General features: G+C 57.9%; 5 protein-coding genes. 3 read left to right on the plus strand and 2 right to left on the minus strand.

The genetic code is table 11. The features are described from left to right. Both AC3WMA_RS27520 and AC3WMA_RS27525 read right to left on the minus strand, forming a co-directional pair. On the minus strand, positions 1 to 497 hold a 497-nt coding region (locus AC3WMA_RS27520; RefSeq protein ID WP_492288422.1), incomplete at its 3' end, for a metallophosphoesterase. A 52-nt stretch (positions 498 to 549) separates the two neighbouring features. Further along, positions 550 to 1,653 (minus strand): HAD family hydrolase, encoded by a 1,104-nt coding sequence (locus AC3WMA_RS27525; RefSeq protein WP_492288423.1) that lies wholly within the window; start codon positions 1,651 to 1,653, stop codon positions 550 to 552. A gap of 232 nt (positions 1,654 to 1,885) precedes the next feature. Here AC3WMA_RS27525 and AC3WMA_RS27530 point away from each other — a divergent pair, with 232 nt between their 5' ends. From AC3WMA_RS27530 to AC3WMA_RS27540, 3 genes are all read left to right on the plus strand, one after another. Next, positions 1,886 to 2,314, plus strand: a complete 429-nt coding sequence (locus AC3WMA_RS27530; RefSeq protein ID WP_492288424.1) for a helix-turn-helix domain-containing protein — start codon at positions 1,886 to 1,888, stop codon at positions 2,312 to 2,314. A 1,553-nt stretch (positions 2,315 to 3,867) separates the two neighbouring features. After that, positions 3,868 to 4,533, plus strand: a complete 666-nt coding sequence (locus AC3WMA_RS27535) for a TnsA endonuclease N-terminal domain-containing protein (RefSeq protein ID WP_175624197.1) — start codon at positions 3,868 to 3,870, stop codon at positions 4,531 to 4,533. Next, positions 4,533 to 5,326: hypothetical protein (locus AC3WMA_RS27540; RefSeq protein ID WP_492288425.1), on the plus strand; the 794-nt coding region annotated here is incomplete at its 3' end. The genes AC3WMA_RS27535 and AC3WMA_RS27540, both read left to right, overlap by 1 nt.

Here is a 5,326-nt window from a genome sequence, read left to right on the forward strand (position 1 = left end):
CTGCGAATGAAAGCAAGATCGAGCCGGTGTTCGGCCGCTGCATGCCAGGGCATGAAGCGGCTATAGTGACCGCTGTCCTCGCGATAGCGAATGAGTCTGTGATCGTTCAGCTCCTGCCCGGCAAATACCATCGACGGCTTAGGCGTCCCGAGGAGGCGATAGTCGGTCCATAGTATGCAACCGATAAAGCGGACGCCATCGATGACGACAGTGCGGCGGGCGAGCAGCTCGATCCCCGCTGCCTCGGCTACTTCTCTGCCAGCGGCGAGGCTCGACTTCATCTCGCTGCCGTAGAATTCGTGATTTCCAGGCACGTAAACGACCGGACGTCCGGAGAGCGGGCCCAGCTTCCCTTGCTGCACCATCCACGCCACAGCCGCCGCAATTGGCTTCCCTATGTCGCCGGCGAACACTGCCACGTCGAACTCCGGCATAGACGCAGGAAACTGGAAGGGGCCAAACTCAAGATGCAGATCGGAGATCACAAGCAAGCGCATTCTGCCTCCAGGCCGTTTGAACTGACGGAAGGGTCGAAGTTGGCGGGCGGAACTACCTCGCCTTTGCTGCGGCAATTTGCGCGAAAAGTTCGGTAACCTCACTTGGCGCAAAGAAGGATACGCGCCCTGAATAGGAGCTCTCGAATTCCTCGATAGGCATGGCCAGCGCATCGATGGTGCCGGGGCCAAAAACGTCGGCCTCCAGATCGTTGCCGGTGAACAGAACCTCAGAGGGCTGCAGTCGTAGCTCCCTGCATACCAACCGGTAGATCTCTTGCTGGGGCTTCATCAGACCCGCACGAAACGACAGCACGAGCGCGTCTGGTGAATCGGGAAGCTGATCGATCAAGGCCTGCTCGTAGGAGTGAGCGAGGTTCGAACAGATGGCGATCTTCAGCCCGGCTCGACGCAAGGCGGACCACATCTCGTCCACGCCCGGTCGCAACCGCGTCGACGCACACTCCGTTTCAACGTCTGCTTCTCGCCGTGCCAATTCGTCTTCAGTTACGGGATTGGCCATCTCTCGCGAGAGCTCTCGCAAGCCGATCGGGCGCGTGATTGCCCTCACTGCAAGCGTGCCCGACGGTTCATCACGGAGAAGCGCGTGAAATGGACGACGCTTGTCGACGATCTCTACAATGGTCCCGAATGCATCAAAGCAAACTGCCTGGATTCCGCGCGACGTGGCACCCGTCCAACTCTCCTCGTTGGCGGTACTGGCTGGATCGCTCAAATCTATGTCACGGCGAGCTGATGCGCCCTCGACGGCAGCAGCAAGATGCCGTCGTACGGTCATCTGATCTTCGAATGATCCGCAAAGCACCTCAAGCGGACACAGGCCACTGAATGGAGGAAACTGTCGGGGTCGAAGCAGCCACAATCGCTCTTCCCGCCCGCCGGACACGAGCAACAAGAATTGTCGCAGGTCAGCAAAAACACCCATCACTACCGAAATCCTCAGTAGCGTGCCCGTCTCGAGCGCGAGCGGCTTATGCTCACGAGCAATCCTCGCCCATTTGCGGAGTTGCGGTATTTTGCACTCCAGAAGAAGCGCCTGCTGTCTCTCAGATAAATTCCAGCGGCGAGCAATGTTAAGAAACGTGCGAATACCGGGCGCACTAACGCGAGCGCGCTCTTCGAAACTCCGTTCGGACATTTAGACCTCGTACGGCGAATTGCGGTTTGCGGACAACTTCGCGGGAAGCTGCGGATAAACGGCGAGATCAGCCTTTGAACGCCTGAGCAAACTCGACCGGGACCGCCATTTTTGCGATGCTCCCGCTCACGTTGATTCAGCCGCTTATGCGGAATTTTTCGAAACAAAACGCCACGTCGCTCGATGTGGCGTAACGACATAGCTCGCAAGCAATGGTGGTGAAGAAGCGCTGATGAAGGCCAAGACGAAGACCCCCCTGACCGCGGAGGCGGCCGCGCTGGCCGACATGCCACCCAGGCTGATATATCATTATACCAGTAGTATACGAATCTTTCACCTAAAAAAGGATGGCCCGATCCTACTCACGTCGGGGGGTATGCTGCCGATGCCTGACGATGAGGAAATACCCGGCTTCTTGTGCCAGGCAGCCCGACAGCTTCTCAATCTGTCGCAACAAACGCTTCACGAACATGCTGGCGTTTCCAAGAAAACTATCAATGATTTTGAGAACTTATTCGTTGCACCACAATTGGCAACGAACAGAAAAATACGGCAGGAACTGGAGAGGCAAGGCGCTCGCTTTTTGATCGGAAGCGAGAGAATGGGCGTCGTCATTCTGAATGAGCTCGTCCCAGCGCCCAGGTCAAAAACCAGAGATTAGGCCTTTTTGAATTAACCATATTGCGTCGAATTGTATGCAAATATCTACATCGCTGATATATTAACTAAGATCAATCAGAGATGGCGTCCGAGGTAAGCGCCCTGCCCGCTCGTAGCAGCATTTGCCCGACCCGGTCAGCCTGCATCGAGCTGGGTTAATCGGCGCATTCCGCTAACTCCCCACCGGCCGCGACGGCCGTTGATGTGCCTGCAAGCCACGACACATAGGCCAGCGGAGAATTCCCATGATAGGCACGACCCAAGTCAAGCGTGCGACCGCGCTCGAACAAGAACTCATTGCCCATCGTCCTCGGCGGCGCCGCGGACTGACCCCTCACCCGGATATTAGACGGAGGGTCTCCCCGGCGAGAGGTGCGACAATGATCTCGGACGACGCCTCTTCCGACCAATTGCTCGACGAGGAATTCGATGAGTTGGGCTGCGAACTGGCAACGCTGCTTCGGATAGCAGCCCAACTTTAGCACCTGGCTCGCACGCTCCGCGCAGGCGAAAGGTCAACCGGCCTAGCTTCGGCGCGCCACCATCCGACGCGCCTACAGCAACGGCCATCTCGTCATTTAGGCCTCACAACGAACTGCCGATGATCCGGGTAGCCGGGTTTCGCGAGCGCCCCAACCCAAGACTACGCCAAGAGGAATTCACCGAGACGGCGCCCACGACATCGTGTCGGCAGAGCATCAACCCATTATCAAGTAATTAACCACACCCGCAGAGCGGCCGGTATAGAAGCGCTTCGACCGCGATCCGCTTTTCTCGGTTCGTCCGGCGCTAACGATAATCACCCCGCCCTTACCATAAAGCGAAGACCGAGTCGAATCGGTAAAATCGACGCAAAGCCGATGATGCATCGGCGTCAAATCGCTAGACAGAGGTACCGTTACTTGAGGTACAACTCCGTCGCCCAACGGATGAGTTGGAAAAACAGATGGAGAATTCGCGACAGAAACACAGATTGAAAACGCATGGCCAGCGTCAATTCTGGCTAGTTCATGCCCAATCGACCTGAGCCATACCCCTTTCATCTATGGAGTACGGAATGGAGAAGTTGGCTGCACTCGTAGTCCGGCTCGGTCAAATCCGAGTGGAATTTGGCGATCGGGTCGCACTGCGTGCCATTCACGCAGCATCCGTGGCCGCCGCACAGGTCGTTCTGGCGGAGGCCGAGGCTGAAGCGCGGGTCAGGCCCGTTCTAACAGCCGAGATCATCGCCTTCCCTCTCATCGGCAGAACCGAGCCCGAACCAGATCAGGAACCCAGAATGTAGAGACGAAGCTCGAACCGACCCAAAAATGAAAGGGACATTCTGACGCCCGTCAGAATGTCCCCTTGAGACAACCCACTCCTCCGGAACTGGAAAACCTCGGAGTGGACCTACCGAACTCCGGCAGCTGCCGAACTCAGTTCCTCGTGTATACCTGCGCGCGTGATAAAGCGCAAGCAGTTTTCACGAGAAATTGGGGTCGCGGTAGTGTGCCTACCGAAGAGAACCCCAACATGCTTACTATTGAAAACCTGCCTTCTTCACCGACTCCGATGATCTATCTGCCGGGCGAGTCGCGTTCGTCTCGAAATGTCCACTCCAAGAGCCGCGGGGCGTGCCGACCCAGCGTCGTCATCCATAACCGCGAGGTCATGTGCGAATCCGGCACGGAACGGGACGCCGCGCTGATCATAGCGACCGACCCGGACGTGATCGACCTTCGAGAGCAGCCACCCGCCGTGACTTGGATCGACGCCGAGGGAACTCTCAGGCGCCACACCTTCGACTTCCTGGCGACTCTGCGGTCGGGCAAGAAGGTCGCGATCGCGGTGAAGCCGATGGAGGTCGCGAAGCGCACCCGCTTTCTGGAGACATTAGGCCTTATCGCCCAGCAGCTGCCGCGTAGCTTTGCCGATGGCGTGAAGCTCGTCACGGACGAGGACCTGCCGCAAGACCATGTCCATAACGCGGTATTGTTCAAGCAGTCGCTTCGCACCTCGAATCCGGCGCACGACGAACTCATCAAACGTCTTCTGGCCGAGCACAAGTACGCGACGATCGGGCAGATCGTCGAGGCGAGCGGCCTCGAAGGTCAGGCCTTCCAGGCAATCATCCGCCTGATCGCCGCGGGCGTCGTTCGCGTCATCGACAATGCTCGGATCGGATATCTGGCCAGGATCGAGCTCTCGATCTCCTCGAGCAACGAGGAGGTCGCGTGATGAACTCCGAATTCACCCCGCGGTTTAGCCTGTCGTACCAGGATCGCCTGGTCATCAATAACATCGCCTACAAGCGCCGCCGCCGCCTTCCCCACGGGTATATTCTCGAACGCGTTGATGATCCCGATGTGGTCGAGACATTCACCGACCGGGATCTCTTGCTGGCTTCCTCAAAGCCCGACTTCCGTTTTGAACGGAGCGCATTTGCCGAGGGCAAAGCGTCCGCAGCCTCCAATTCGGTCGATGGGCTGATCAGTTGGATTCCAGAAGATCAGCAGGAAGAGGTGCTGTGGCGCACGAGGTTTTGCGGAGGGATGGAGAAGGAGATCCAGGCCAAGAATGCCACTCTCTCGGACGCATCCTATAAGAAGTGGGCTCCAGTTGTCGCGCAGCGCGACCATGCTGATGAGCTAAATCGTACTGCCAATCGCAATGCAGATGGCGAAATCATCAAGCCGAAGGCTGGCGATCGCGAGCTTGGGTGCCGCAAACCTCCAAGCGCGCGCACTTATCGCAAATGGCGCAAGTGGTATCTGGAGGGCGGCGAACGAGCTATCGCGCTCCGGAAGCGCTATTTCAGATCGGGTAACCGTGTAACGGAGCGACTGGGGCTGCCGGAGCGGCAGATCATGCACCGCTTCACCCAGCTATACATGTCGGAAACCCGGCCGACCAAGCGCGATGTCCATCGCCTGATGAAAGCTCACATCATCGAGGAGGAAAACCCAAAGCGGGAGGCGGCGGGTGAAAAGCCGCTTCGGGTCCCAAGCTATGAGCGCTTGGTGGCGGAGAT

This window comes from Allobosea sp. FW305-C-101 (assembly GCF_058783685.1).